The following is a 25,083-nucleotide window of genomic DNA, read 5'->3' as shown; positions in this document are numbered from 1 at the left end:
GGTCAGATTCCTTGTTCGCTCAGCCACAGGTTGAGGGCCGCCAGTTGCCACAGCTTGGAGCCGCGCAGCGGGGTGAGCTGGCCCTGGGGATTGGTCAGTAACTGGTCGAGCATGGCCGGCTTGAACAGGCCACGGTCCTGGCTGGGGTCCAGCAGCAGGTCGCGCACCCAGTTCAGGGTGTTGCCCTGCAGGTGCTTGAGGCCCGGCACCGGGAAGTAGCCTTTCTTGCGGTCGATCACTTCGCTAGGGATGACCAGGCGCGCAGCTTCCTTGAGCACCTGCTTGCCACCGTCCGGCAGCTTGAAGCGTGCCGGCACGCGGGCCGACAATTCCACCAGGCGGTAGTCCAGGAACGGCGTGCGCGCTTCAAGGCCCCAGGCCATGGTCATGTTGTCGACGCGTTTGACCGGGTCGTCCACCAGCATCACCGTGCTGTCCAGGCGCAGGGCCTTGTCCACGGCAGCGTCGGCGCCCGGCTGGGCGAAGTGCTCACGCACGTAATCACCGGCAGCGTCGTTCTGCGTCAGCCAGGCCGGTTGCACGGTGGCGGCATAATCGGCGTAGCTGCGGTCGAAAAACGCTTCGCGGTAGGCCGCGTACGGGTCGCTGGCGCCATCCACCTGCGGGTACCAGTGGTAGCCGGCGAACAGTTCGTCAGCGCCCTGGCCGCTTTGCACTACCTTGCAATGCTTGGCCACTTCCCGCGACAGCAGGTAGAAGGCGATACAGTCATGGCTGACCATGGGCTCGCTCATGGCGCGAAAGGCGGCCGGCAGTTGCTCGATGATCTCGGCTTCGTCGATGCGCAATTGGTGGTGACGGGTGCCGTAGTGCTTGGCGATCAGGTCTGAATACTGGAACTCGTCGCCGCGCTCGCCGCCGGCGTCCTGAAAGCCAATGGAGAAGGTCGACAAGTCTTGCACACCCACTTCGCGCAGCAGGCCCACCAGCAGGCTGGAATCCACGCCGCCCGACAGCAGCACGCCCACGTCCACGGCGGCGCGCTGGCGGATGGCAACCGCTTCGCGGGTACTGTCCAGCACGCGATCGCGCCAGTCTTCCAGGGTCAGGTTGGCTTCGTCGGCGTGGGGGCCGTAGGGCAGGGTCCACCAGGTTTTCTGTTCGGTGTTGCCTTCGGCGTCCACCCGCAGCCAAGTGGCGGGCGGCAGTTTCTCGATGCCGGCCAGCAGCGTGCGTGGCGCAGGCACCACGGCGTGGAAGTTCAGGTAGTGGTTGAGGGCCACCGGGTCGAGCATGGGGCTGATGTCGCCGCCCTTCAGCAGTGCGGGTAGCGCCGAGGCGAAGCGCAGGCGGCTGCCGGTACGCGACAGGTACAGGGGCTTGACGCCCAGGCGATCGCGGGCGATGAACAGACGCTGACTGTCACGCTCCCAGATGGCGAAGGCGAACATGCCGTTGAGCTTGGGCAGCAGCGCTTCACCCCAGGCGTGGTAGCCCTTGAGCAGCACCTCGGTGTCGCCGCCCGAATAGAAGGCATAGCCCAGCGCCTCAAGTTCGGCGCGCAGTTCCGGGAAGTTGTAGATGGCGCCGTTGAAGGCCAGGGACAGGCCCAGTTGCTGATCGATCATGGGCTGCGCCGAGCCGTCGGACAGGTCCATGATTTTCAAGCGCCGATGCCCTAAAGCGATGGGCCCCTGGCTGTGGAAGCCCCAGGCATCCGGGCCACGGGGGGCCAGGTGGTGGGTGATGCGTTCGATGGCGGCGAGGTCCGCCGGTTGATGGTCAAAACGAAGTTCACCTGCTAATCCGCACATAATTCCTTACCGGTTGTTCCGTTGGGGAGGGGCGCCCGGTCCAGGCGCGCTTAAGGAACTGACCGGGGTGGCTTGCAGGAGTTTTAGATCAAAAGGTTATAAAGCGATTTTTTCCGGCCGAAGATTTATGAGGATGGAGCACATTTATTTCTGAGTAATTGTTAATAATCAATCGATTTAGAGCTCTGGCTCCAATCGGATGAGTGGGTGCCAGAAAATCTTGGTCACCAGATAGTGCTGATCTATAGTCGAACTAAGTATTATTGGATCCGATTACTGCCTGGAAAAAACATGCAATGGACCCCGACGTGCCTCGACCGGTTTGCTCCTCATAATTCGGAGGATGCGATCTTTGATTCCGTGCTCTGGGCTGCCCGGGAATTAGGCTATGAGCAATGCAGTATCAATATTTTTGTACACCGGCCGCTGGGTCAAAACAAAGTGTACAAACGCAATAATTACTCTTTGGCCTGGAATTGTTTTTATCGCGATAACCATTGCTCAAAAAACGATCCCATGTTGCAAAAAAGCCTGTTGGCGCAACTGCCGATGTTATGGACGGATGAACTGTTCGAGGCCAACCCCGAGTTGTGGGGGGATTATCAACGACACGGTCTGCGGTACGGCCTGACCCAGGCGGTGCACAGCGGGCGCGGGGCCAGTTGCCTGCTGAGCCTGGCGCGCAGCCAGGATGTAATCAGCACGCAGGAATTCAACGACAAGACCGGCGACGTGCTGTGGTTGACCAACCTGGTGCACAGCGCACTGGTGCCTCGCATCGAAGCTCAAGTGCAGCAGCAGATCGTTGACAGCGTCGCGCAGGCCTCGCTGTCGTCCCGTGAGCTGGAAGTGCTGAAATGGACTGCGATGGGGCTGACATCGGTGGACGTTGGCAAGGTGCTGAAGCTGAGCGAGCGCACGGTCAATTTCCATATCGCGCGTTGCATCGAGAAACTGGGGGTGTGCAACAAGCTGTCGGCGGTGGTGAAGACGGTGTTGTCGGGGTTGATCTGAAGCGCTGTACGGTAGCGGCGACGGTCTTGAAACGGCGTCGTCTGCATCGCGACCAAGGTCGGCTCCTACGCCGTACGGGGTCGTCTGCATTGCTACGCGTGATGCTCGACTCAGTAGCCAGTCATCTCCAGGTACCCCCAACCTCCCCGACTGCCCTCGATGCGCACCGGGCCTTCCCAGTACGGTGGCGTGACCTTCATCCAGGCATCGCGATTCAGCGCATCAAGCCGCACGTCCAGGCCGTGATCGGCAATGCGCAGCTGCCACTGGGTGGGAGCAGCGTGGCCGTCCAGGGTGGAGGAGGCCGTCAGCGGCTTCAGTTCGATCTGTTCGCCGTTCAACGCCTGCCCCTGGCCGTTGGCGCTGATCCAGTTGCCGCTGATGAAGTCGGCGCCGCCTTGCTGGCGCAGGCGGAACAGCATGACCTGGCTGCCGTCGTCCAGGTGCAGGGAAAACCAGTCCCAGCCCTGCTGGTTGGCGGCCAGGGGTTGGCTGCTCCATTCGCGGTCCAGCCAGGCCTGGCCGCTGACGTGCCACTGTCGGCCCTGGGCCGTGAGGTGCCCCTGGGCCTGGTAGAACGGTTGGCTGTAGTACCACGAGGCCTGGCCCTGGAGGGATTTGCGACTGTAGCCGTGATCACCCTGCAACACCAGGGGGCGGTCGGTGCGCAGGGTCAGGTCGTAGGCGAAGTCGCTGCCGTGGGCGGTAAGGTGCAGCTGGCCGAGGTTGTCGCCGCTGTCGCCCGTGGCCTCCAGGCGCCAGTCGTCGATCCAGGCGGCGAACGGCACGGCCTGCACGCCGGCCTGACCGATACCGCCACGGGCCAGGGCCTGGGCGCTGTGCTGAAAATCGATACCAGTGACAGCGGCGTGCGCCAGCCAGATGGTTTTATGGCTCCAGCCCGGGGCTTCGGCGCCAGGTGCCAGGGCACTTCGGAACAGGGTCCACTGGGCACCGAAATGCTCGCCTGTGGTGGCGGTGAGGTTGGCGGTCACATACCACCATTCAATGCGGTAGTCGGGGTGCGGGCCGTGATCGCGGGGGAACACCAACGGCGCACCGGGGCGTACCTGGGTAAAGCCGTCCACCTGCGCGCCCAGGCCGGCGAAGCCTTGGGGCGGCGGCGGTGATGGTGCGTCGCAGCCGGCCAGCAGCAGGCAGGCCACCAGCCAGATTTTAACGTTCATCGGCGAATACCCGCAGCAGGTCGGTGGGGCGACTGCGCAGCAGACGGACCATGGGCCAGGCCGAGGCCAGTGCGGTGGCCAGCAATGCCCAGCCCATCAACATCAGCATCAGCATTGGGAATACCTGCAACGGCAAGCGCCAGCCGAACGCCTGGACATTGACCACGGCCACCAGGCACCAGGCCAGCAGCACGCCCAGGGGCAGCGCCAGTGTCAGGGTAAGCAGGCTCATCAGCCAGGTCTGCGCCAGGTTCAGCACCACCAGTTGCCGCCGGTTGACACCCAGGGCCCACAGTGGCGCGAGCTGGCCCAGGCGGTTGTCGCTTTGGGTCAGCAGGCTGATGAACAGCGCCACGGCGGCCACTGTCAGGGTCAGGCTGTCCAGGGCGCTGGTGGCGCTGAAGGTGCGTTCGAATACCTGCACCGCCCAGCCCTTGAGCTGCGCCTGGTCAACCACGCGGTTGTCCTCCAGATGAAACTGCGCCTGCAAGGCTGCCTTCAGCGCGGGCACGGCGTCGGCTTGCACCCGCAGCGCCAGGCGCGTGGCGGGCTGGCCGGGCCACAGGCGTTGCCAGTGTTGGGCGCTGATCAGCACGTGGCCCTTGGGGTTGCCGTAGTCGGCGTAAATGCCCACCACGGTCAGCGGCGGGCCGGCGACCTGGCCGGGCAGGGTCAACTGGTCGCCCAGGTTCAGGTGCAGGTGGCGGGCCAGTTGCTCGCTGAGCATCAGGCTGTCGCTGCCGAACAGGCGGTCCCACGGGTTGCCGGAAACACCCTGCAGCAGGGGCCAGTGCTCACGGTACAGCGCATCATCGATCACCCCATGCACCTCCACCGGCCAGCCCTGCACGCTGACGTCCTGCTGGTTGCCCGGCAGCACCCGGCTGACCTCGCCACGCTGGGCCAGCCAGGTTTGCAGGTGGGCGGTTTGCGCGGCGTCCATGGGGCGCACGTACAACTCGGCCACCAGACGTTGCTCCAGCCAGTGGCTGAACGTCTGGCGGAAGCCTTCAGTCATGCTCGAAGCGCCGACATTGGTGGCCATCGCCAATAGCAGCGCCATCAGGGCCTGGCTCAGGGCGGGTAGTTGCTGGCGGCAATCGGCCAGGAACCATTGGCCGATCGCCGAACGGGGCCGGGGCAGGGCCAGCAGGCGGTCCAGCAGTACCGGCAGGGCCAGGGCGGCGGCCAGCAGCAGGCACGCCAACAGGGCGAAGCCCGCCGCCAGGCTGTTGCCCAGCAGCACCAGCGCCAGGGCCGCCAGCGCCAGCAGGACGGCGATTGCGCCCTGACGACGCAGCCACTGACGGTGGGCGCCCGCCCAGGCTTGATGCGCGGCCAGTGCCAGCAGCGGCAGACGCGCCGCCCGCCACAGGCTCTGGGCGCCGGCCAGCAGGGCGCCGACCAGGCCCAGGCCGATTGCCCCCAGCCACCAGCCGACACCCAGGCTGAGCTGGTTGCCCACCTCGGCGCCATACAGGCCGCGCAGGCTGGCGGCGACGTCAGGCAGCAGCAAACTGGCCAACAGGTAGCCGCTGACCACGCCGGCGCTGGCGCCGATCAGGGCCAGCAGGACCAGTTCCAGCACCAGCGCACCGATCAGCACGCCCAGGGCCACACCGCAGGCACGCAAGGTGCGCAGCAGGCTGCGGCGTTGCTCCAGGGCCAGGCCGATGGCGGCCTGGGCGATGAACAGTCCCACCACGAAGGCCAGCAGGCCCAGGGCGGAGAGGTTCAGGTGCAGGGCCTCGGTGAGGCGCTGCATATCCTGGCCCGGGTCGCTGTGTTGCCAGCGCAGTTGGTCGCTCAGGTTGGCGGGCAGCTCGCCCTTGAAATCAGCTGGCAGCAGTAGGCGCGACAGTTGTTCGCGGGTGCCAAGCAGGGTTTGGGCATGCCCGATGTCCATCAGCAGCACGCCGGGCGCCATGTCGTTGCGCGCGTGCACGGGGGGCAGGCCGGGCAGGGGGCTGGCAGCCTCGCTCAACCCCAGGCTGGTGAGTGTCTGCCGCGCCACCCAGGTTTGGCCGGGCTCGCCGATGAAGGCGTACAGCTGGTCCTGGGACGGCACCTGGCCGGCCAGCGAGGTATTCGGCGGCAGGCTGAGCGGGTCGATCCCCGTCACTTGCAGGCGCTGGCCGTTGAGGGTGACGCTGCCTTGCAGCACGGGCGACACCGGCCAGCCCTGGCGCCGCAGCTCGACGAACAGTGCCTGCGGCAGGCGTTGCCCCTGGGCGGGGGCAAGGCTGGTCTGCGCCCGTCCACCGATCAGTTCGCTGGCCTGGGCGTAACTGGCGCGGGCCTGGCCGTTGAGGGCTTGCACGCCAATCAGCAGCGCGGTGGCCAGCCACAGCCCGGCCAGCACGCTGGCCAGTTGCACCGGGTGTTTGCGCCAATGGCTGAGCAGGGCGGCCAGGGTCCAGCGCAAGCGGTTCATGTCAGCGCGCCTGCACGTGGCCTGCGTGCAGCACCACCTGGCGTTGCAGGCGTGCGGCAATCGCCGGGCTGTGGGTGACCATCAGCAGGCTGCAGCCCGTGTCGGCCTGTAGTTGCAGCAGCAGGTCCAGCACCTGGGCGCTGGTGTGTTCGTCGAGATTGCCGGTGGGCTCGTCGGCCAGCAACAGCGCCGGGCGCGAAGCCAGGGCACGGCCCAGGGCTACCCGTTGCTGCTGGCCGCCGGAGAGCTGTTCGGGGTAGCGGTCGAGCATCGCGGTCAGGCCCAGGCGTTCGGCCAGTTCGGTGTTCCAGGCCGGGTCATGGCGCCCCGCCAGGCGTGCCTGGAAGGCCAGGTTGTCGGCCACGCTCAGGCTGGTGATGAGGTTGAACTGCTGGAAGATCAGGCCGATGCCGGTGCGGCGCCAGTCGGCCAGTTGGCGCTCGTTGAGGTGTTCCAGCGCCTGGCCGTTCGCTTCGATGTGGCCGCTGTCGACGCGATCCAGGCCGGCTACCAGGTGCAGCAGGGTGCTTTTGCCGCTGCCGGACTCGCCCATCAGGGCCAGGCTCTGGCCCTGGGGCAGGTGCAGGTCGACCCCGGCCAGCACGGGGAGGGGGCCTTGGGGGGTGGGGTAGGATTTGTGGAGTTGGTGGATGGTTAGCATGGGGGCCTGGGTGTTGGGCTTTAGGTTTTTGGTGTTCATGCGATCGCGCGCCGCCCGCGCGGCGCTTCCCGAGCTTCGCTCGGTCCCACATTTGTTTCGGGCCAGTTAGGCCAGTGCCATCGCCTGGTCCGCCTTGTTTGCTCACTGCGGATTTGTGTCGAGCCAACAAGGCGGTCGAGGTGGTCTCACCGACAAAATTGGCCCGAAACAAATGTGGGACCGAGCGAAGCTCGGGAAGCGCCGCGCGGGCGGCGCGCGATCTCAGCAGCACCACCCCACCAACGCCCTACCCCTTGCTCTTAACCAAACTACGCACCCAAAACCGATTCGGATGACAAGCCTCCGCCACCCCCCGCGGCAACGGCAGCGCTTCATCATCCACCCACGCCGCAATCAACTCACCACTCAACGGCGCCGTGATCAGCCCGCGTGAGCCGTGCCCACTGTTCACATACAACCCTTCCAACCACGGACAGGCCACGTCCGGCACCTGCCGGGCATCGCGGCTGAGTATGGCGTAGGCCTGGGAAAACGCCTCGCGGTCGGCCACCGGGCCGACGATGGGCAGGTAGTCCGGGCTGGTGCAGCGGAAGGCGGCGCGGCCTTGCAGTTGCTCAACCGGCAGTTGCCGGGCACCCAGGCGCTGGGTCAGGTCGGCGGAGATTTCCTCCAGCATCGCCAGGTTGCCCTCATGCTCGGCCACGGTCGGCGTCAGGTCTTCGTTGTGGAAGTCGAAGCTGGCGCCCAAGGTGTGCTCGCCCAGGCGGGCGGGGGCTACATAGCCTTCGGCGCACACCACGGTGCCCAGCGTGGCGCTGCCGGGCGTTTGCGCCAGGCGGGTGATTTGCCCGCGGATGCGCTTGAGCGGCAGGTCTGCCGTTTGCGCGGTTTCCCGTACCTGCGCGGCTGTGCACAGTACCGCCACCGGTGCGCTGGCCAGCAGTTGATCGCCGTCCCAGGCTTGCCACTGGCCGTCGACCTTGCGCAGGTCCAGCACATGATGGTGGGTAAGCAAGTGCACGCCAGGCTGGCTGGCCTGCCATTGACACAAGGCCGGCGGGTGCACCCAGCCGCCTTCGGGGTAGTACAGGCCGCCGTTGGCCAGTTCCACGCCCGCGCGGGCCTGGGCGGCGTCGCGGTCCAGCAGGTGCAGCAACTGCGCATCGAAGGCGCCGGCCAGTTGTGCCTGGCGCTGCCCTTCCTTGGCGTCGAAAGCCAGTTGCAGCACGCCGCAGTCATCCCAGTCGCGACCGCGTTGCAGCTGTTCGAGCAGCCGGCGGGTATGGCCAAAGCCGCTGACGATCAATTGCGACAGCGCGGTGCCGTGGGCGGACAGCTTGAGGTACAGCACCCCTTGAGGATTGCCAGACGCTTCCTGGGCCACCTTGGCATGGCGCTCCAGCAGGCTCACCCGCCAACCCCGGGCGGCCAGGCTGGCCGCCGTGGCGCAACCGGCCAGGCCGGCGCCGATCACCAGCGCATGGCGCTCGCCCGCAGGCGGCGTGGGGCGCGCAAACCAGGGTTTGACCGTCGACACCACGGCCTCGGTCGGCCCCTGGAACACTCCGCGCGACACCTCCCATTTCTTGCCGATGCCGGGGATGCGTTTCATCTTGTAGCCCACCGCGATCAAGCCGCGGCGCACCCAGCCGGTGCTGGTGAACGTGCCCAGCGTGGAGCCGGGCGCGGCCAGGCGCGCCAGCTGGGCGAACAGTTCCGGGGTCCACATCTCCGGGTTCTTGGCCGGGGCAAAGCCGTCCAGGAACCAGGCATCGATCTGCGCGTCCAGTTGCGGCAACTGCTCCAGCACGTCGCCAATCATCAGCGTCAGCGTTACGCGGCCGCCGTCGAACACCAGGCGCTGGAAGCCAGGGTGGATGCCCACGTATTGCTGCAGCAGCGGCGTGGTGAAGGTGGCCAGTTCCGGCCACAGGGCCAGGGCGCGGCTGAGGTCGGCGTGGCTGAGCGGGTATTTTTCAACGCTGATGAAATGCAAGCGTGCACTGGGCGCGGCGAGCTGATCGAACAGCTGCCAGGCGCAGAAGAAGTTCAGCCCGGTGCCGAAACCGGTCTCGCCGATCACCAACCGCTGGCCATCGCCCAGGGCGCCAAAGCGCGCGGTCAAGTCGTTTTGATCGATGAACACGTGACGGGTTTCTTCAAGGCCTGAGGCCGCAAAGTAGACATCGCCGTATTGGCGGGAAGTGGGGCGGCCCAGTTCGTCCCAGTCGATCTGGGCGTGCAGTGTTTCGGTGCTCATGTTCGGCTCGACTACAGACAGGGGGTCATGATACCGGTGCGGATGCGCTACCCTCTAGGCCTTATTGGTCAAGGAGTAGCTGCCCATGCTCGAGTCCGCCGAAATCGGTCACGCCATCGACAAGGAAACCTTCGAAGCCCAGGTGCCCGCGCTGCGTGAAGCCCTGCTGGAAGCCCAGAACGAACTCCATGCCCAGGCGCGTTTCCCGGTGATCGTGCTGATCAATGGCATCGAAGGGGCGGGCAAGGGCGAGACGGTCAAGCTGCTCAACGAGTGGATGGACCCGCGGCTGATCGAGGTACGCTCCTTCGACCAGCAGACCGACGAAGAGCTGGCCCGGCCACCGGCCTGGCGCTACTGGCGGCAGTTGCCGGCCAAGGGCAAGATCGGCGTGTTTTTCGGCAACTGGTACAGCCAGATGATCCAGGGCCGCGTGCACCGCGAGTTCAAGGACGCGGTGCTGGACCAGGCCATCAACGGCGCCGAGCGTCTGGAACAAATGCTGTGCGACGAAGGCGCGCTGATCTTCAAATTCTGGTTCCACCTGTCCAAGAAGCAGATGAAGGCACGCCTTAAAGCCCTCAAGGACGACCCGCTGCACAGCTGGCGCATCAGCCCGCTGGACTGGCAGCAATCGGAAACCTACGACCGCTTCGTGCGCTTCGGCGAGCGCGTGCTGCGCCGCACCAGCCGCGAGTATGCGCCGTGGCACATCATCGAAGGCGTGGACCCGTATTACCGCAGCCTTACCGTGGGCAAGCTGCTGCTCGAAGGCCTGCAGGCAGCCCTGAAGGCACCCACCGAGCCGGTGCACCAGAGCGTCGCCCCCCTGGGCCACAGCCTTGACGGCAAGAACCTGCTGGACAGCCTGGACCTGAGCAAACAGCTGAGCAAGGACCACTATCAGCAGCAGTTGGTGGAAGAACAGGCACGCCTGTCCGGCCTGCTGCGCGACAAGCGCATGCGCCGCCACGCTCTGGTAGCTGCGTTTGAAGGCAACGACGCCGCCGGCAAGGGCGGCGCCATTCGCCGCGTGGCCGCCGCCCTCGACCCGCGCCAGTACAACATCGTGCCCATCGCCGCGCCCACCCAGGACGAACTGGCGCAGCCGTACCTGTGGCGTTTCTGGCGGCAGATCCCGGCGCGGGGCAAGTTCACCATCTTTGACCGGTCCTGGTATGGCCGCGTGTTGGTGGAGCGCGTGGAAGGCCTGTGCAGCGATGGCGACTGGATGCGCGCCTATGGTGAAATCAACGATTTCGAGGAGCAACTGAGCAACGCCGGCGTGGTGGTGGTCAAGTTCTGGCTGGCCATCGACAAACAGACCCAGCTGGAACGCTTCCAGGCCCGCGAGGAAGTGCCGTTCAAGCGCTTCAAGATCACCGAGGACGACTGGCGCAACCGCAAGAAGTGGAACCAATACCGCGAGGCCGTGGGCGACATGGTCGACCGCACCAGCACCGAGATCGCGCCCTGGACCCTGATCGAGGCCAACGACAAGCACTGGGCGCGGGTGAAAGTGCTGCGCACCATCAACGAAGCGCTGGAGGCGGCGTTCAAGCGCGACAAAAAATAGGTCGTATGCCGAGCACAAAAGGCTGACAACGCCAATCCCACAGGCCATGGTACGTTGCAACCAACGTGGGAGCGGATTCTACCCGCGAAGCGCCGCGCGGGCGGCGCTCGATCTTAAGAACGCCGCAAACACCCAAGACATGCACCTCTTGAATCCACCGCAACCTCGCGGCCGCTGCCGCCGGGCTGCTACGGGATTGCGGTGGGGCTTAAAGGTGCATGTCGGGAGTTTTATGGCGCTGTTGAGAACGAGCGCCGCCCGCGCGGCGCTTCGCGGGTAGAACCCGCTCCCACGTCTGTTTCGGGCCAGTTATGTCTGGGAGATCACCTTGTCCGCCTTGTTGGTTCGCTTTGGATAGGTGGGTAGCCATAGCCTGCCATCAATCGGCTCGATGATTGTCGCGACACCGCACACCCGCGCCTATGCTGGGGTCATTCCGACAATGACATCAAGGAGGTGCGGCATGCGTGAAGTGGTGATCGTCGACAGCGTGCGGACGGGACTGGCTAAGTCCTTTCGCGGCAAATTCAATCAGACCCGCCCCGATGACCTGGCGGCCCATTGCGTCAATGCGCTGCTGGCGCGCAATGGCATCGACCCGGCCAGTGTCGAGGACTGCATTGTGGGCGCCGCGTCCAACGAGGGCGCCCAGGGTTTCAACATCGGCCGCAACGTGGCGGTGCTGTCGAAACTGGGCACCGGCACCGCCGGCATGACCCTTAACCGGTTCTGCTCCTCGGGCTTGCAGGCCATTGCCATCGCGGCCAACCAGATCGCCTCGGGCTTCAGCGACGTGATCGTCGCCGGCGGCGTGGAGTCCATCAGCCTGACCTTGCGCAGCGTCAACCAGGACCGCTTGCTCAACCCCACCCTGCAGGAAAGCTCGCCGGGCATCTACATGCCCATGGGCCTGACCGCCGAGGTGGTGGCCAAGCGTTACCAGGTCAGCCGCGACGCTCAGGACCAGTACGCGCTGCAAAGCCAGCAGCGCACGGCGCAGGCCCAGGCTGACGGGCGTTTCGATGATGAGATCGTGGCCATGAACACCCGCTACCTGGTGGAAGACAAGGCCACCGGCGAGCAGAAGTGGCTGGACGGCGTGGTCGACCGTGACGACTGCAACCGGCCGGACACCACCCTTGAAAGCCTGGCCAGCCTGAAGCCGGCGTTCAGCGAGGACGGTTCGGTGACGGCGGGTAATGCTTCGCAGCTGTCGGACGGGGCGTCCATGACGCTAGTGATGAGCCTTGAGCGCGCCCAAGCGCTGGGCCTGAAACCGCGCGCCATTTTCCGCGGATTCACCGTGGCCGGGTGCGAGCCGGATGAGATGGGCATCGGCCCGGTGTTCGCGGTGCCCAAGCTGTTGAAGACGGCGGGCGTGGCGGTGCAGGACGTGGACCTGTGGGAACTCAATGAGGCGTTCGCCTCGCAGTGCCTGTACTGCCGGGATCGCCTGGAGATCGACAACGCCAAGTACAACGTTAATGGCGGGTCGATTGCCATCGGCCACCCGTTCGGCATGACCGGGTCGCGGCAGGTGGGGCATATCGTGCGCGAGTTGCAGCGGCAGAAACTGCGCTATGGCGTGGTGACCATGTGCGTGGGCGGTGGGATGGGGGCTGCGGGGTTGTTTGAAGCGGTTTGACCTGCCACACCCCCCGTAGCCGCTGCCGCCAGGCTGCGCTGGCCCTCAGCCCCGCTGGAAATATCCAGGGTTAACGCAGGCCAGCGCAGCCTGGCGGCAGCGGCTACGGATCGCGTTGTTTCAGGCGCGACGCTGCATACGATCGATATACGCCTGAGTCTCCTGCGCCGCCATTTCGCGGGTAGGGTAGGGGCCTTCCTGTGTGTTTTCGCGGGTGGTGAAGAAAAACTCGCCGTTGATCATGATCACCCGGTCACTGCGGTAGTGCACGGTGTCCACCGGGTCTTGCGCACGCTTGCCGAACATGGAAATTCTCCCAGGCTGATTGCAGTTATCTTATCCACTTCGCCGACCCTGGCACCTACCGCCGGTCAGTCCCACGCTACCCCCTGTGGGACCGGGCGAAGCTCGGGAACGGGGCACCGCTGACTTCGCGTGGTGCCTTTCCCGAGCTTCGCCCGGTCCCACAAGAAAAGGGGGGCGGGTCAGCCGCTTTTGCCCGATTCAAGCATGTTCTCCGGGCGAACCCACTGGTCGAATTCGGCGTCGGTAAGGTAGCCCAGATCCAGGGCCGCCTGGCGCAAGGTCAGGTTCTCGCCGTATGCCTTCTTGGCAATCTGCGCGGCCTTGTCGTAGCCGATATGCGGGTTGAGCGCGGTCACCAGCATCAGGCCGCGCTCCAGATGGTCTGCCATCTGCACCGGGTCCGGCTCCAGCCCTGCAATGCAATGCGCCTGGAAGTTGCTGCAGCCATCGGCCAGCAGGCGGATCGACTGCAGCAGGTTATGGATGATCACCGGCTTGTACACGTTCAACTGCAAGTGGCCCTGGCTGGCCGCAAAGCCGATCGCCACGTCATTGCCCAGCACCTGGCAGGCCAGCATCGACAGCGCTTCGCACTGGGTTGGGTTGACCTTGCCGGGCATGATCGAACTGCCCGGCTCGTTGGCCGGCAGCTTCACTTCGGCAAGCCCGGCGCGGGGGCCGGAGCCCAGCAGGCGCAGGTCGTTGGCCAGCTTCATCAGGGCCACGGCCAGGGTCTTGAGGGCGCCACTGAGGGTGGTCAGCGGTTCGTGGCCGGCCAGGGCGGCAAACTTGTTAGGCGCGGTGATAAACGGCAGGCCCGACAGCGCCGCCAGTTCCGCGGCGATGGCCTCGGAAAAGCCGTGCGGGGCGTTAAGCCCGGTGCCCACCGCCGTACCGCCCTGGGCCAGTTCGCACACGGCTGGCAGGGCGGCGCGGATAGCGCGCTGGGCGTAGTCAAGCTGCGCCACGTAGGCCGAGACTTCCTGGCCGAAGGTGATGGGCGTGGCGTCCATCATGTGCGTGCGCCCGGTCTTGACCAGGTGGGTGTGCCGCGCCGACAGCTCGGCCAGCCCGGCCGACAGTTCGGCGATGGCCGGCAGCAGTTGCTGGGTCACCGCCTGGGCGGCGGCGATGCTCATGGCAGTGGGGAAACAGTCGTTGGAGCTCTGCGAGCGGTTGACGTGATCGTTGGGGTGCACCGGCGCCTTGCCGCCACGGCCCTTGCCGGCCAGCTCGTTGGCGCGCCCGGCGATCACCTCGTTGACGTTCATGTTGCTTTGCGTGCCGCTGCCGGTCTGCCACACCACCAGCGGGAACTGGTCGTCATGTTCGCCATCCAGCACCTCATCGGCGGCCTGCTCGATCAACCGGGCAATGTCGGCCGGCAGGTCGCCGTTGCGGTCGTTGACCCGCGCCGCCGCCTTCTTGATCAGCGCCAGGGCGTGCAGCACCGCCAGGGGCATGCGCTGGTCGCCAATGGCGAAGTTGATCAGCGACCGCTGGGTCTGCGCGCCCCAGTAAGCCTGCTCGGGAACTTCGATCGGGCCCAGGCTGTCAGTTTCTGTTCGGCTCATGCGGCGGTCCTCTGCAAGGGTGTGATTCGCAGTTTAGGCTGTGGATCACCTTTCAGGTTCCATCAGGTTTCATCTGCCGACCGTGCGCCGGGGTTGAGCCAACGGCTCGCTTGGGCGCAGAATGTTTGATTCCGGGGTACTACCTCGCCTGCTAACTTAAGGAAACTCGATGACCCGTCTTCGTGCCATCTGTACCGCGGTTGCTCTGGTCTGCGCCAGCGGCCAGGTCTTCGCCGACACCGCCAGCCACAACGCCAGTGCTGAATCGTTCCTGATGATGGCGCACGCCGACAAGCTCGGGACCCCGGTCTACATGCAGGTGCAGCAGATGTTTGCCCAGCGTTTCGAACAGACCAAGGCCCCGGACTCCAAGCGCGCCGTGCTGGAAACCTACCAGGCCAAGGCCAACGCCGCCCTGGACCAGGCCATTGGCTGGAACAAGCTGAAGCCGGACATGGTCAAGCTGTACACCGACACCTTCACCGAGCAGGAGCTCAAGGACCTGGTCAAGTTCTACCAGTCGCCGCTGGGCAAGAAAGTGCTGGAGAAGATGCCGTCGGTCACCCAGCAGTCCGCCCAGATCACCCAGCAGAAGCTGGAAAGCGCCGTGCCGGTGGTCAACAAGCTGCTGTCTGACATGACCAACGAGCTGGCGCCGCCGAAAGCCGCACCCGCCGCACCGGCCAAGAAGCCGTAAGCGGGGCCGCCCATGTCCATGCAGCAACGCATTGAACAGGCGCTGGGTGCCCTGCACCCGGCCCATCTGGATGTGCTCGACGAGAGCCACATGCACAGCCGCGGCCTGGAAACCCACTACAAGGTAGTGCTGGTGACCGAGCAGTTCGTCGGCCTGAGCCGCGTCAAGCGCCAGCAACTGGTCTACGCCACCCTGGGTGAGCTGATGGGGCAGTTCCATGCCCTGGCCCAGCACACCTACACCCCCGACGAGTGGGCACAGGTAGGCGCCGCGCCTGCCTCGCCTACCTGCGCGGGCGGGCATTGATCCAGAGCAATACTTCCTGGGCTGGTTTTTGATAGAATTGGCCCAGAAGTAGCTTCCCTCCATTGAGAGGGGTCTGTGGGAGCGGGCTCTGCCCGCGAAGCGAACACTGCGATGCATCAGGCATTGCAAGGTGTCTTCTTCGCGGGCAGAGCCCGCTCCCACAGTTGTTTTATATATCCAACATCAACCCGGTCCGTCCTTTGCGAGGACAACCACCTGGAGTTTTATCCATGACACAAGCCATTGTCGTGGCGGCACTGTACAAGTTCGTCACCCTGGAAGATTACGTTGACCTGCGCGAGCCTTTGCTCAATGCCATGGTCGACAACGGCATCAAAGGCACCCTGCTGATCGCCGAAGAAGGCATCAACGGCACCGTTTCCGGCACCCGCGAAGGCATCGACGGCCTGCTGGCGTGGCTGCGCAGCGACGCGCGCGCCTGGTGGACATCGACCATAAAGAGTCGTACTGCGACGAGCAGCCGTTCTACCGCACCAAGGTCAAGCTCAAGAAAGAGATCGTGACCCTGGGCGTGCCGGGCGTGGACCCCAACCGCAGTGTCGGCACCTACGTCGACCCCAAGGACTGGAACGCCCTGATCAACGACCCCGAAGTGCTGTTGATCGACACCCGCAACGATTACGAAGTGGCGATCGGCACCTTCGAAGGCGCCATCGACCCCAAGACCACCTCGTTCCGCGAGTTCCCCGACTACATCAAGGCCAACTTCGACCCGGCGGTGCACAAGAAGGTGGCGATGTTCTGCACCGGCGGCATCCGCTGTGAAAAAGCCTCCAGCTATATGCTGAGCGAAGGCTACGGCGAGGTGTTCCACCTCAAGGGCGGCATCCTCAAGTACCTGGAAGAGGTGCCGCAGCAAGAGTCCAAGTGGCAGGGCGACTGCTTTGTGTTCGACAACCGCGTCACCGTGCGTCACGACCTGACCGAAGGCGACTACGACCAGTGCCACGCCTGCCGCACGCCGATCAGCATCGAAGACCGCGCCAGCGAGCACTATGCCCCTGGTATCAGCTGCCCGCACTGCTGGGACAGCCTGAGCGAGAAAACCCGCAAGAGCGCCATCGACCGCCAAAAGCAGATCGAATTGGCCAAGGCGCGCAACCTTCCTCACCCGATAGGCCATAATTACCGCAAAGCCGCTGCCACCCAGGACTGAAGCCATGCAAACACGCCTGCTGTACGTGATGGACCCCATGTGTTCCTGGTGCTGGGGTTTTGCCCCGGTCGCCGAGGCCCTGATCGAGCAGGCGAAAGCAGCCGGCGTAGGCGTGCACCTGGTGATGGGTGGCCTGCGTACCGGTGGCGGGGCGGCGCTGGAATCCTCATTGCGCGCCAGCATCCTGCACCACTGGCACGCGGTGCACGAGGCCACCGGCCAGCCATTCAAGTTCGACGGCGCACTGCCTGACGATTTTGTCTACGACACCGAGCCCGCTTGCCGGGCCGTGGTGGCGGTGCGCAGCCTGGACGAAGGCGCGGCCTGGCAGATGGCCAAGCTGATTCAGCATGCTTTTTACGCTGAAGGCCGCGATGTGACCCAGGTGGCGGTGCTGGTGGAGTTGGCCGAAAAAGCCGGCATCCCGCGCATCGAATTCGCCGCCGCCTTCGACAGCGCCGAACAACTGACCGCCACGGCGGACGACTTCAACTGGGTGCGCGACCTCAACATCGCCGGTTTCCCCACCCTGCTGGCCCAGCGTGGCGGGCAGATGGCCCTGCTGACCAACGGCTACCAGCCGCTGGACGCCTTGGCGCCGCTGTTCGCCCGATGGCTGGAAAGGGCTGCCCATGCTTGACCTGCCCGGGCCGACCGAACTGCCCCTGCGGCCCGAGCCGGTCACCCCTGACCGACTGAGCTGGGCGCACATCCGGCAACTGGCCCTGAGGCACCGCAAGGCCCTGTGGATCGCCAACGGCGTGGCCGTGCTGGCGACGCTGTGCAGCGTGCCTATCCCGTTGCTGTTGCCGCTGCTGGTGGACGAAGTGCTGCTGGGCCATGGCGATACGGCGCTCAAGGTCATGGACCAGGTGCTGCCGGGTGCCTGGCAGAAGGCGGCGGGCTACATCGGCCTGATGCTGCTGGTCACCTTCTGCCTGCGCTGCCTGGCGCTGGTGTTCAACGTGATCCAGGCCCGCTTGTTCGCAGGGTTGGCCAAGGACATCGTCTATCGCCTGCGCATCCGCCTGATCGAGCGGCTCAAGCGCATCTCGCTCAGCGAATACGAAAGCCTGGGCGGCGGCACCGTGACCACGCACCTGGTCACCGACCTCGATACCCTGGACAAATTCGTCGGCGAAACCCTCAGTCGGTTCCTGGTGGCGATGCTGACCCTGGTGGGCACTGCCAGCATCCTGATGTGGATGAACTGGAAGCTGGCGCTGCTGATCCTGTGCTTCAACCCGTTGGTGATCTTCGCCACGGTGCAACTGGGCAAGCGCGTCAAACACCTGAAAAAGCTGGAAAACGACAGCACCGCCCGCTTCACCCAGGCGCTGACCGAAACCCTGGACGCCATCCAGGAAGTGCGCGCCGGCAACCGCCAGGGCTTCTTCCTTGGCCGCCTGGGCCAGCGCGCCCGTGAAGTGCGTGACTTTGCCGTGGCCTCGCAGTGGAAAAGCGACGCCTCGGGAAGGGCCAGTGGTCTGTTGTTTCAGTTCGGCATCGACATCTTCCGCGCGGTGGCCATGCTCACCGTGCTGTTCTCCGACCTGTCCATCGGCCAGATGCTGGCGGTGTTCAGCTACCTGTGGTTCATGATCGGGCCGGTCGAGCAATTGCTCAACTTGCAATACGCCTACTACGCGGCCGGCGGTGCGCTGACGCGCATCAACGAACTGCTGGCGCGCGCCGATGAGCCGCAGTACCCCGGCGGCATCGACCCGTTCCGCAATCGTGACACCGTGGGCATCGAGGTGCGCGACCTGAGCTTCGGCTATGGCGAGGATAAGGTGCTGGAGCACCTGGACTTGTCCATCCTGCCGGGCGAAAAGGTCGCCATTGTCGGCGCCAGCGGCGGTGGCAAAAGCACCCTGGTGCAGTTGCTGCTGGGGCTGTACACCCCGCAAAGCGGCGTGATCCGCTTTGGTGGCTCGACCCAGCAGGAAATCGGCTTGACCACGTTGCGCGAGAACGTGGCGGTGGTGCTGCAACATCCCTCGCTGTTCAACGACACGGTGCGCGCCAACCTGACCATGGGCCGCGAGCGCAGCGACGAGGCCTGCTGGCAGGCGCTGGAGATCGCCCAGCTGGACGCCACCATTCGCACTTTGCCGCAGGGCTTGGATACCGTCGTCGGCCGCTCTGGCGTGCGCCTGTCCGGTGGCCAGCGGCAGCGCCTGGCCATTGCCCGGATGATCCTGGCCCAGCCCAAGGTGGTCATCCTCGACGAAGCCACCTCGGCCCTGGACGCCGCCACCGAATACAACCTGCACCGGGCCATGGCGCAGTTCCTCAGTGGGCGGACCACGTTGGTCATTGCGCATCGGTTGTCGGCGGTGAAGCAGGCGGATCGGGTGCTGGTGTTCGATGGCGGGCGGGTGGCGGAGGATGGCGACCATCAGCAATTGATTGCCGATGGTGGGCTATATGCGCGGTTGTATGGGCACCTGCAGCAGGTGTAGCTCGGCGCCGTGTAGCAGCAACTGGCTTGAAATGGCGTCGCCTGCATCGCGACTAAAGTCGACTCCTACACCGTCCGGGGTAGGACCGGCCTTGGCCGCGATGCAGGCGACGCGGTCCTGTAGCAGCTGCCGAAGGCGGCGTCGCAAGCGGCGCGGTGTATCAGGACGTGCGCGGCGTCAGTGACGCGGCCTGACGGCCGCTGCTACAGGTTGTGCAGACCCAAAAATCATGCTTTGAGAAGGATAGCAATGAGTACATTTGTACCAAACTCAAGGCTAGCCATTCGTTTGGATAGGCCTGTAAAGTGCCGGGCTGAATGAAATGTGATGCCTGATCACCAAGAGCTCTGCATTTGCGCCGTTTTGGCCTAATCTTTGCGGATGTGAGTGGAGTTTTCCTGGGTGGTTGTCTGGCTCTGCTGATGCAAGGGACCTCATGAAGCAAAATCGGACTCTCGAAACGCCGAGATTATTGGGCATCGTCTGGCCATTTATCGCAGTTGTATTGTTTCAGGCATTGTTGGGGTGCATCAGCCTTTACGCGTTGTCGGCCGTGCGGGGCTATGTGGCCGGTGAGAGTCTGTGGTCCAAGGGCCAAAAGGACGCCATCTATTATCTGAACCTGTACGCTGACAGTCGTGACGAGCGTATTTTCGCCAAGTACCAGGCCGCCATCGCCGTGCCACAGGGCAGTCACGACCTGCGCGTGGCCCTGGATCGCCCGGCCCCCGACCTTGTGGCCGCACGCCAGGGCATCCTGCAGGGCGGCAACCACCCCGATGACGTCTCCAGCCTGATCTGGCTGTACCTCAATTTCCGTCACTTCAGCTACCTGGAACGCGCCATCGAGCGCTGGACCGTGGGCGACAGCTACCTGGTGCAGCTGGACTCGGTGGCGCAGCAGATGCACGACGGTATCAGCGCCGGTACCGCCAGCGAAGAAGACATCATGCGCTGGAAGGACCAGATCCTGGCCATCAACGACGGCGTCACGCCGGCGGCCAAGGCCTTCAGTGATGCGCTGGGCGAGGGCTCGCGCTTCCTGTGGCGGCTGCTGATGGTGGTCAACCTCAGCACCGCGGTGTTCCTGATTGCCCTGGCGCTGTGGCGCGTGCACCGTCTGCTGGGCCAGCGCCATGCCTTTGCCAACGCCCTGGAGCTGGAGAAAGAGCGGGCCCAGGTGACCCTGGCGTCCATCGGCGACGGCGTGATCGCCACCGACTTCGAAGGCTGCATCGCCTACATGAACCCGGCTGCCGAGCAGCTCACCCACTGGAATGCCGACCAGGCCGCCGGCCTGCCGCTGGCGTCGCTGTTCAATCTGCTGGACGAGAACGCCGAGAAGGACAGCTTCACGCTGATCGAGCACATTCTGGGTGGTCAGCTGACTGGCGGCAGCGAGCACGCCAAGCTGATCCAGCGCCTGGACGGCAGCACCGTGTCGGTCACCCTGGTGGGCGCGCCGATCCGCACCGAGGGGCGCATCAGTGGTACCGTGCTGGTGCTGCACGACATGACCCAGGAACGCCAGTACATCGCCAACCTGTCGTGGCAGGCCACCCACGACGCCCTGACCGGGCTGGCCAACCGCCGCGAATTCGAATTCCGCCTGGAGCAGGCGCTGGGCAATGTCGGCCGCAGCCAGACCCGCCACTCGCTGATGTTCCTGGACCTGGACCAGTTCAAGCTGGTCAACGACACCTGCGGCCATGCGGCGGGCGATGAACTGCTGCGGCATATCTGCACCCTGCTGCAGTCGGGCCTGCGCGACGGCGACACCCTGGCGCGGCTGGGCGGCGATGAATTCGGCATCCTGCTGGAAAACTGCCCGCCGGACGTGGCCGAGCGCATTGCCGAGAACCTGCGCCAGACCGTGCAGAACCTGCATTTCGTCTGGAAAGGCCGGCCGTTCGTCACCACGGTCAGCCTGGGCGTGGTGCACATCTCCCAGGTGCCCACCACCCTGGAAGCCTCGCTGCGGGCCGCCGACATGGCCTGCTACATGGCCAAGGAGAAGGGCCGCAACCGCGTGCAGATCTACCACGCCGACGACACCGAGCTGTCCATGCGCTTCGGCGAAATGGCCTGGGTGCAGCGCCTGCACATGGCCCTGGAAGAGAACCGCTTCGTGCTGTACGCCCAGGAGATCGCCTCGCTGGGCCGCACCGAGAACGCCGGCGGCCATATCGAGATTCTGTTGCGCCTGTACGATGAAACCGGGCGCATGATCATGCCGGAAAACTTCATTCCGGCCGCCGAGCGCTATGGCCTGATGACCGCCCTGGACCGCTGGGTGGTGCAGAACGTGTTCAAGATCATCCAGCAGTGCATGAGCGAAGGCGCCAAGGGCCCGCTGGCGATTTGCGCCATTAACCTGTCGGGCACCAGCATCGGCGACGAGGCGTTCCTGGAGTACCTGCGCGAGCAATTCCAGCGCTTTGCCATTCCGCCCGAGTTGATTTGCTTCGAAATTACCGAAACGGCAGCTATCTCCAATCTGGGTAGCGCCATTCGCTTCATCAACGAGCTCAAGGGCCTGGGTTGCCGCTTCTCGCTGGACGATTTCTGCGCCGGCATGTCCTCGTTCGCCTACCTCAAGCACCTGCCGGTGGACTTCCTGAAAATCGACGGTAGCTTCGTCAAGGACATGCTCGATGACCCCATCAACCGTGCCATGGTTGAGGTGATCAACCATATCGGTCACGTCATGGGTAAGCAGACCATCGCCGAATTCGTGGAAACCCCCTTGATAGAGCAGGCCTTGCTTGAAATCGGGGTAGATTATGCCCAGGGTTATCTGATAGAACGTCCACAGGTATTCACCTGCGAAAGTCTGCAGCGTCACGAGGTACGGCCGCGGCCCCTGTTGTTCAAGGCGCCCGGCACGTTCCGTTGACGCGTGTAGCTGTGACCGTCACTCCAAAAAGAAGGAATCTGAAAAGTGATCGAGGCGTTCGTCCGTACAGGCCCCCTCATGGAAGCCACCAGTTACCCGCTCTGGGCCCAACAGCTGATCCGTGATTGCAGCGACAGCAAGCGCCGCGTGGTGGAGCATGAGCTGTATCGCAACATGCGCGATGCCACGCTCAGTGCCAAGACCATGCGCCAGTACCTGATTGGCGGCTGGCCGGTGGTAGAGCAGTTTGCCCTGTACATGGCCCAAAGCCTGACCAAGACCCGCTTTGGCCGCAGCCCGGGCGAGGACATGGCGCGCCGCTGGCTGATGCGCAACATTCGCGTGGAACTCAACCATGCCGATTACTGGGTGCACTGGTGCAATGCCCACGGCGTGACCCTGGAAGACCTGCAGAACCAGGATGTGCCTGCAGAGCTTCTGGCGTTGAGCCACTGGTGCTGGCAGAGCACCTCGGCAGACTCGCTGATCGTGGCCATGGCCGCCACCAACTACGCCATCGAAGGTGCCACCGGCGAGTGGGCCGCGGTGGTGTGCGCCAACGACGTGTACGCCAACTCCTTCCCCGAGGAAGGCCGCAAGCGCGCCATGAAGTGGCTGAAGATGCACGCCCAGTACGACGATGCCCACCCATGGGAAGCGCTGGAAATCATCTGCACCCTGGCCGGGCACAACCCCAGCAAGGCGTTGCAGGCCGAAGTGCGCCGCGCGGTGTGCATGAGCTACGACTACATGTACACCTTCCTGGAGCGCTGCCTGGCCCTGGAAACGGAGCAACGCAGCGTGCGTCGCGAGCGCCTGACGGCCGTGGCCGCCCAGCACTGAGGCTAATTACTGGGCGTTGAACGCCTGGCCGTTCACGCCCTGGCTGTCCGGGCCCATCAGGTACAGGTAGACCGGCATGATGGCTTCGGGCAGCGGGTTTTTCTCCGGCGCTTCCGCCGGATACGCCTGGGCGCGCATGCTGGTGCGTGTGGCGCCCGGGTTGATGCTGTTGGCGCGCAACGTGCCCATGCCATCCAGTTCGTCCGCCAGTGTCTGCATCAGGCCTTCGGTGGCAAACTTCGACACCCCATAAGCACCCCAGTAGGCCCGGCCCTTGCGCCCGACGCTGCTGGAGGTGAACACCAGCGAACCATCGTTCGACAGCTTGAGCAGCGGCAGCAGCGTGCTGGTCAGCATGAAGGTGGCGTTGACGTTGATGTGCATCACCCGCATGAAATGCTCGCCCGACAATTGGTCGACGGGGGTGCGCGGGCCGATGATGGAGGCGTTGTGCAGCAAGCCGTCCAGGCGTCCGAATTCGTTCTCGATCATCACAGCCAGTTCGTCGTACTGGTGGGGCAGGGCGGTTTCCAGGTTGAAGGGGATGACCACGGGCTGCGGATGGCCGGCGGCTTCGATCTGGTCATAGACCTGGGTCAGGTTGGCTTCGGTTTTGCCCAGCAGCAGCACGGTGGCGCCGTGGGCGGCGTAGGTCAGGGCGGCGGCAGCGCCGATGCCACGGCCGGCGCCGGTTACCAGAATGACGCGGTCTTTGAGCAGGGCGGGTGGGGCGGTGTAGTCGAACATGGACAAAAGGCTCCCATGGTTAGTGCTATTCGTGGGAGCGGGCTCTGCCCGCGAAAAGGGCGGTGCGTAGCGTCAGGTGGAACGCGGTGTCCTTTTCGCGGGCAGAGCCCGCTCCCACGCATTGATTGGCGGCTGATCAGCAGCTGCACATAGCCTGATCCAGCACCTTGCGCAGCTCCAGCGGGTGATCCACCACCACATCGGCGCCCCAATGGCTGGGGTTGTCGTGCGGGTGGATGTAGCCATAGCGCACGGCAGCGGTGCGTGTGCCGGCGTCACGGCCCGACTCGATGTCGCGCAGGTCATCGCCCACGAACAGCACGCTGGCCGGGTCCAGGTCGAGCATCTTGCACGCCAGGGTCAGCGGCTCGGGGTCCGGCTTGCTGTGGGTGACGTGGTCCGGGCAGATCAGCAGTGCCGAGCGCTCGGCCAGCCCCAGCTGCTGCATGATCGGCTCGGCAAAGCGCACCGGCTTGTTGGTCACCACGCCCCAGCGCAGGCCTGCGCGTTCGATGTCCAGCAGCAGTTCGGCCATGCCGTCGTACAGGCGGCTGTGCACGGCGCAGCCGACCTGGTAGCGCTCCAGGAACTCCAGGCGCAGGGCCTCGAATTCCGGCGCCGAGGGCGACAGCGCGAACGCTGCCGACACCATGGCTTTGGCGCCGCCCGAGACTACGTCGCGAATCAGTTGGTCATCGACGGCCGGCAGGTTGCGTTCGGCCAGCATCGCCTGGCAGATGGCGATGAAGTCCGGCGCCGTGTCCAGCAGGGTGCCGTCCATGTCGAAAAGAACCGCTCTCAAGCGCATCGATCACTCCTCCCGCAGGGTCTGGACCATGTAGTTGACGTCGACGTCGGCGGCCAGCTTGTAGTGCTTGGTCAGCGGGTTGTAGGTCAGGCCGATGATGTCTTTCACCGACAGGCCGGCGGTGCGCGCCCAGGCGCCCAGCTCGGAAGGGCGGATGAATTTCTTGAAGTCGTGGGTGCCACGTGGCATCAGCTTGAGGATGTACTCGGCGCCGATGATCGCGAACAGGTACGACTTGGGGTTGCGGTTGATGGTGGAGAAAAACACCTGGCCGCCGGGTTTGACCATCTTGAAGCAGGCGCGGATGACCGACGACGGGTCCGGCACGTGTTCCAGCATTTCCAGGCAGGTGACCACGTCGAACTGGCCAGGCATCTCTTCGGCCAGTGCTTCGGCGGTGATCTGGCGGTATTCCACCTGCACGCCGGACTCCAGCTGGTGCAGTTGGGCCACGGCCAGCGGCGCTTCGCCCATGTCGATACCGGTGACGGTGGCGCCACGCAGGGCCATGGCCTCGCTGAGGATGCCGCCGCCGCAGCCTACGTCCAGCACTTTCTTGCCGGACAGCTTGGCGCGCTCGTCAATCCAGTTGACGCGCATGGGGTTGATGTCGTGCAGCGGCTTGAACTCGCTTTCGCGGTCCCACCAGCGGTGCGCCAGGGCTTCGAATTTGGCGATTTCGGCGTGGTCGACGTTACTCATGGGGTGTCCT

General features: G+C 64.8%; 19 protein-coding genes and 1 pseudogene. 10 read left to right on the top strand and 10 right to left on the bottom strand.

The features are described from left to right. Positions 1-2 precede the first annotated feature (2 nt). A complete protein-coding gene (locus ACZ9GA_RS21075) occupies positions 3-1,775 on the bottom strand; it encodes an N-acetylglutaminylglutamine amidotransferase (protein ID WP_457360915.1) in 1,773 nt (590 codons plus the stop codon). 291 nt (positions 1,776-2,066) lie between these two features. On the opposite strand from ACZ9GA_RS21075, the gene ACZ9GA_RS21070 reads away from it, so the two are divergent. After that, entirely contained in the window at positions 2,067-2,789 is a 723-nt protein-coding gene (locus ACZ9GA_RS21070) for an autoinducer binding domain-containing protein (protein WP_457360916.1), read from the top strand. Positions 2,790-2,899: 110 nt separating this feature from the next. On the opposite strand, the gene ACZ9GA_RS21065 is transcribed toward ACZ9GA_RS21070, so the two are convergent. The 4 genes from ACZ9GA_RS21065 to mnmC all read right to left on the bottom strand — a co-directional run bounded on the left by ACZ9GA_RS21065 (position 2,900) and on the right by mnmC (position 9,331). Beyond that, positions 2,900-3,976 carry a lipocalin-like domain-containing protein gene (locus tag ACZ9GA_RS21065; protein ID WP_457360917.1) on the bottom strand — a complete coding sequence of 359 codons (1,077 nt, stop codon included), beginning with the start codon at positions 3,974-3,976 and terminating at the stop codon, positions 2,900-2,902. Further along, positions 3,966-6,410 (bottom strand): FtsX-like permease family protein, encoded by a 2,445-nt coding sequence (locus tag ACZ9GA_RS21060; RefSeq protein ID WP_457360918.1) that lies wholly within the window; start codon positions 6,408-6,410, stop codon positions 3,966-3,968. The genes ACZ9GA_RS21065 and ACZ9GA_RS21060 overlap by 11 nt, the downstream gene beginning before the upstream one ends. A gap of 1 nt (position 6,411) precedes the next feature. Beyond that, positions 6,412-7,071, bottom strand: coding sequence for an ABC transporter ATP-binding protein (locus ACZ9GA_RS21055; protein WP_457363679.1), 660 nt, complete (start codon positions 7,069-7,071; stop codon positions 6,412-6,414). Between the two features lie 286 nt (positions 7,072-7,357). After that, positions 7,358-9,331, bottom strand: a complete 1,974-nt coding sequence (gene mnmC / locus ACZ9GA_RS21050; protein WP_457360919.1) for a bifunctional tRNA (5-methylaminomethyl-2-thiouridine)(34)-methyltransferase MnmC2/FAD-dependent 5-carboxymethylaminomethyl-2-thiouridine(34) oxidoreductase MnmC1 — start codon at positions 9,329-9,331, stop codon at positions 7,358-7,360. A gap of 85 nt (positions 9,332-9,416) precedes the next feature. On the opposite strand from mnmC, the gene pap reads away from it, so the two are divergent. After that, positions 9,417-10,907: a polyphosphate:AMP phosphotransferase gene (gene pap, locus ACZ9GA_RS21045; protein ID WP_457360920.1), complete on the top strand. Its 1,491-nt coding sequence runs from the start codon at positions 9,417-9,419 to the stop codon at positions 10,905-10,907. A gap of 463 nt (positions 10,908-11,370) precedes the next feature. Next, complete coding sequence (locus ACZ9GA_RS21040; RefSeq protein WP_457360921.1) at positions 11,371-12,552, top strand: thiolase family protein; 1,182 nt, start codon at positions 11,371-11,373, stop codon at positions 12,550-12,552. 120 nt (positions 12,553-12,672) lie between these two features. Here ACZ9GA_RS21040 and ACZ9GA_RS21035 read toward each other — a convergent pair whose 3' ends face one another. Then, positions 12,673-12,858, bottom strand: coding sequence for a DUF6316 family protein (locus ACZ9GA_RS21035; protein ID WP_457360922.1), 186 nt, complete (start codon positions 12,856-12,858; stop codon positions 12,673-12,675). A gap of 179 nt (positions 12,859-13,037) precedes the next feature. Continuing rightward, complete coding sequence (locus tag ACZ9GA_RS21030) at positions 13,038-14,432, bottom strand: class II fumarate hydratase (RefSeq protein ID WP_457360923.1); 1,395 nt, start codon at positions 14,430-14,432, stop codon at positions 13,038-13,040. 169 nt (positions 14,433-14,601) lie between these two features. On the opposite strand from ACZ9GA_RS21030, the gene ACZ9GA_RS21025 reads away from it, so the two are divergent. The 7 genes and pseudogenes from ACZ9GA_RS21025 to ACZ9GA_RS20995 all read left to right on the top strand — a co-directional run bounded on the left by ACZ9GA_RS21025 (position 14,602) and on the right by ACZ9GA_RS20995 (position 22,816). After that, positions 14,602-15,129: a DUF2059 domain-containing protein gene (locus ACZ9GA_RS21025; RefSeq protein ID WP_457360924.1), complete on the top strand. Its 528-nt coding sequence runs from the start codon at positions 14,602-14,604 to the stop codon at positions 15,127-15,129. A gap of 12 nt (positions 15,130-15,141) precedes the next feature. Then, entirely contained in the window at positions 15,142-15,435 is a 294-nt protein-coding gene (locus ACZ9GA_RS21020) for a BolA family protein (protein ID WP_457360925.1), read from the top strand. A 230-nt stretch (positions 15,436-15,665) separates the two neighbouring features. After that, positions 15,666-16,612 (top strand): annotated as a pseudogene (gene trhO, locus ACZ9GA_RS21015) (oxygen-dependent tRNA uridine(34) hydroxylase TrhO). Positions 16,613-16,616: 4 nt separating this feature from the next. Beyond that, positions 16,617-17,252 carry a DsbA family protein gene (locus ACZ9GA_RS21010; protein WP_455921282.1) on the top strand — a complete coding sequence of 212 codons (636 nt, stop codon included), beginning with the start codon at positions 16,617-16,619 and terminating at the stop codon, positions 17,250-17,252. After that, complete coding sequence (locus tag ACZ9GA_RS21005; protein WP_457360927.1) at positions 17,245-19,077, top strand: ABC transporter ATP-binding protein; 1,833 nt, start codon at positions 17,245-17,247, stop codon at positions 19,075-19,077. The genes ACZ9GA_RS21010 and ACZ9GA_RS21005 overlap by 8 nt, the downstream gene beginning before the upstream one ends. 436 nt (positions 19,078-19,513) lie before the next feature. After that, positions 19,514-21,973 carry an EAL domain-containing protein gene (locus ACZ9GA_RS21000; protein ID WP_457360928.1) on the top strand — a complete coding sequence of 820 codons (2,460 nt, stop codon included), beginning with the start codon at positions 19,514-19,516 and terminating at the stop codon, positions 21,971-21,973. Between the two features lie 45 nt (positions 21,974-22,018). After that, a complete protein-coding gene (locus tag ACZ9GA_RS20995; protein WP_457360929.1) occupies positions 22,019-22,816 on the top strand; it encodes a TenA family transcriptional regulator in 798 nt (265 codons plus the stop codon). Positions 22,817-22,822: 6 nt separating this feature from the next. On the opposite strand, the gene ACZ9GA_RS20990 is transcribed toward ACZ9GA_RS20995, so the two are convergent. The 3 genes from ACZ9GA_RS20990 to ubiG form a co-directional block, all read right to left on the bottom strand. Further along, the gene (locus tag ACZ9GA_RS20990; protein WP_457360930.1) at positions 22,823-23,563 is read right to left on the bottom strand and encodes a YciK family oxidoreductase; all 741 of its coding nucleotides are present in this window, start codon (positions 23,561-23,563) and stop codon (positions 22,823-22,825) included. 136 nt (positions 23,564-23,699) lie between these two features. Continuing rightward, entirely contained in the window at positions 23,700-24,371 is a 672-nt protein-coding gene (mupP, locus tag ACZ9GA_RS20985; protein WP_457360931.1) for an N-acetylmuramic acid 6-phosphate phosphatase MupP, read from the bottom strand. Between the two features lie 3 nt (positions 24,372-24,374). Next, a complete protein-coding gene (gene ubiG / locus ACZ9GA_RS20980) occupies positions 24,375-25,073 on the bottom strand; it encodes a bifunctional 2-polyprenyl-6-hydroxyphenol methylase/3-demethylubiquinol 3-O-methyltransferase UbiG (RefSeq protein ID WP_027977347.1) in 699 nt (232 codons plus the stop codon). Between the last annotated feature and the right edge of the window lie 10 nt (positions 25,074-25,083).

This window comes from Pseudomonas sp. TE3644, assembly GCF_056278815.1.
Note: the sequence above shows the minus strand (reverse complement) of the source record. Positions and strands in the feature narration are given on the sequence as shown.

Coding starts and splice junctions, on each gene's coding strand:
- ACZ9GA_RS21005 (WP_457360927.1), top strand. CDS start 17,245: ATGCTTGACCTGCCCGGGCCGACCGAACTGCCCCTGCGGCCCGAGCCG.
- ACZ9GA_RS21025 (WP_457360924.1), top strand. CDS start 14,602: ATGACCCGTCTTCGTGCCATCTGTACCGCGGTTGCTCTGGTCTGCGCC.
- ubiG (WP_027977347.1), bottom strand. CDS start 25,073: ATGAGTAACGTCGACCACGCCGAAATCGCCAAATTCGAAGCCCTGGCG.
- ACZ9GA_RS21035 (WP_457360922.1), bottom strand. CDS start 12,858: ATGTTCGGCAAGCGTGCGCAAGACCCGGTGGACACCGTGCACTACCGC.
- ACZ9GA_RS21000 (WP_457360928.1), top strand. CDS start 19,514: ATGAAGCAAAATCGGACTCTCGAAACGCCGAGATTATTGGGCATCGTC.
- ACZ9GA_RS21070 (WP_457360916.1), top strand. CDS start 2,067: ATGCAATGGACCCCGACGTGCCTCGACCGGTTTGCTCCTCATAATTCG.
- ACZ9GA_RS21010 (WP_455921282.1), top strand. CDS start 16,617: ATGCAAACACGCCTGCTGTACGTGATGGACCCCATGTGTTCCTGGTGC.
- ACZ9GA_RS21040 (WP_457360921.1), top strand. CDS start 11,371: ATGCGTGAAGTGGTGATCGTCGACAGCGTGCGGACGGGACTGGCTAAG.
- ACZ9GA_RS21055 (WP_457363679.1), bottom strand. CDS start 7,071: ATGCTAACCATCCACCAACTCCACAAATCCTACCCCACCCCCCAAGGC.
- ACZ9GA_RS21020 (WP_457360925.1), top strand. CDS start 15,142: ATGTCCATGCAGCAACGCATTGAACAGGCGCTGGGTGCCCTGCACCCG.
- ACZ9GA_RS21075 (WP_457360915.1), bottom strand. CDS start 1,775: ATGTGCGGATTAGCAGGTGAACTTCGTTTTGACCATCAACCGGCGGAC.
- mupP (WP_457360931.1), bottom strand. CDS start 24,371: ATGCGCTTGAGAGCGGTTCTTTTCGACATGGACGGCACCCTGCTGGAC.
- ACZ9GA_RS21060 (WP_457360918.1), bottom strand. CDS start 6,410: ATGAACCGCTTGCGCTGGACCCTGGCCGCCCTGCTCAGCCATTGGCGC.
- ACZ9GA_RS21065 (WP_457360917.1), bottom strand. CDS start 3,976: ATGAACGTTAAAATCTGGCTGGTGGCCTGCCTGCTGCTGGCCGGCTGC.
- pap (WP_457360920.1), top strand. CDS start 9,417: ATGCTCGAGTCCGCCGAAATCGGTCACGCCATCGACAAGGAAACCTTC.
- ACZ9GA_RS21030 (WP_457360923.1), bottom strand. CDS start 14,432: ATGAGCCGAACAGAAACTGACAGCCTGGGCCCGATCGAAGTTCCCGAG.
- ACZ9GA_RS20990 (WP_457360930.1), bottom strand. CDS start 23,563: ATGTTCGACTACACCGCCCCACCCGCCCTGCTCAAAGACCGCGTCATT.
- mnmC (WP_457360919.1), bottom strand. CDS start 9,331: ATGAGCACCGAAACACTGCACGCCCAGATCGACTGGGACGAACTGGGC.